At 48.2% G+C, this 1,568-nt stretch carries 3 protein-coding genes; 2 read left to right on the forward strand and 1 reads right to left on the reverse strand.

What is annotated here, in order from left to right:
* The coding region (locus tag HMPREF2726_RS14525) for a hypothetical protein (protein WP_210399705.1) at positions 1-317 on the forward strand (317 nt) is incomplete at its 5' end.
* 156 nt (positions 318-473) lie between these two features.
* Here the strand turns inward: HMPREF2726_RS14525 and HMPREF2726_RS11375 are convergent.
* Positions 474-1,025 (reverse strand): NAD(P)H-dependent oxidoreductase, encoded by a 552-nt coding sequence (locus HMPREF2726_RS11375; protein ID WP_009312098.1) that lies wholly within the window; start codon positions 1,023-1,025, stop codon positions 474-476.
* A gap of 93 nt (positions 1,026-1,118) precedes the next feature.
* Here HMPREF2726_RS11375 and HMPREF2726_RS11380 point away from each other — a divergent pair, with 93 nt between their 5' ends.
* Positions 1,119-1,493 (forward strand): winged helix-turn-helix transcriptional regulator, encoded by a 375-nt coding sequence (locus tag HMPREF2726_RS11380; protein WP_009312096.1) that lies wholly within the window; start codon positions 1,119-1,121, stop codon positions 1,491-1,493.
* Positions 1,494-1,568: the final 75 nt, after the last annotated feature.

A 1,568-nucleotide genomic window follows, 5' to 3' on the forward strand; every position in this document is an offset into this window, starting at 1 on the left:
CGTACTGGTTTAAAGTTAATTCACTATACGTTTTTAGACGACCTGTTTTGCATTCATTACACGGTTGTTTAAAACCCGTAGCGCGGGCTTTGTCCGTGGATAATAGAGAAAGTTTCGGCAGCTTTTTTACTCATCATCTTCATGGGCAAAGCCCACGCTACGAATTTAACAGTAAACCACAGGTTTCATACTTGCGGTTTTTTATAGGTAAGAGGTCGTCTGAAACAGAAGTTGTACGTTTTCAGACGACCTGTTTTGCATTCATTACATTATGGTCGGTTGAAACCCGTAGCGTGGGCTTTGCCCGCGGAGAATAGAGAAAATTTCAGCAGCTTTTTTATTCATCATCTTCGTGGGCAAAGCCCACGCTACAAGGCGGCATCATTCTTGAATGGGTGTGCAATCAAAACATAGTTTGCAAAAAAGGTCGTCTGAAAAACCGGTTTTCCTGTTTTTCAGACGACTTGTATCCTCTAACTTTTTTTGTCCAATTTCCGCAATAATGTTACCAATCCTTCCGCGCAATCCTCTGCTTTGCTTTGGATTTCTTCACGGCTGTATAAGGCGGGCGATGTGCCGTGGAAATAGAACGGGTCGATGTAGCGCATCTGCGTAAAATAGGCGGTCTGTTCCAGGTTTTTGCAGAATTCGTACACACGGAAATGCGCGTCCCCATCTGCGCGGTAGTCTTGTTCGGGCGAACCGACCGTTATGCTGGCGACGAAGTTTTTGCCTTTCAGTTTGTCCCCGCCCGTGCCGTAGGCAAAGCCGTAAGTAAACACGGAGTCGAAATATTGCTTTAGAATTGCGGGCATGTTGTACCAGTACAGCGGATATTGGAATAAGACGGTTTGATGGCGCAACAGAGCCTGTTGTTCGGCGGCGGCATCGATGCGGTAGTCGGGATAAAGTGCGGCGATGTCGCGGATTTCAACGTCTAAACCGCTGCGGGTCAGATGTCCGATGACGGCTTTATTGGCGACGGATTGGGCGAAATTAGGATGTGCGAGGATGACGAGTGCCATGTTTCATTCCTTATCAGGATGTTGGAGATGATAGGATTTTAGGCAGCTTCAAAACCTGCAATCAATAACTATCCGTTTGAATAGGTGTATCGGATGAAGACAGAGTGTCAAAGCGAGTGTTTCAGTTTCGGCGGCAAAATCTATCCTTGTCCGCTCAGTGTGGCGATGGATTTGGTTGGTGGGAAATGGAAGGCGGTCATCCTTTATCATTTGCAGGACGGTGTGAAACGCTTCGGCGAATTGCACGGCAGCCTGCACGGGGTAACTGAAGCCGTATTAAGCCGTCAGCTCAAGCAGTTGGAACAAGGCGGGCTGGTCTCGCGCGAAGTATTCGGCAACAGGCCGCCGTTGAGGGCGGAATATGCGCTGACCGATTTCGGCAGAAGTTTCCTGCCTGTTTTGGAGAGGCTGACCGAATGGGGAAACCGTGCGGTCTTGGAGTATGGGGAAATGGTAGTCCGTGAATAAGGCGGAAAAAGCGTTTTATAGTTGATTAACTTTAAACCAGGACGGCGTTGTCTCGCCTTAGCTCAAAGAGAACGA

Origin of the sequence: Neisseria sp. HMSC074B07, assembly GCF_001810355.1 — a bacterium.
Taxonomy (GTDB): domain Bacteria; phylum Pseudomonadota; class Gammaproteobacteria; order Burkholderiales; family Neisseriaceae; genus Neisseria.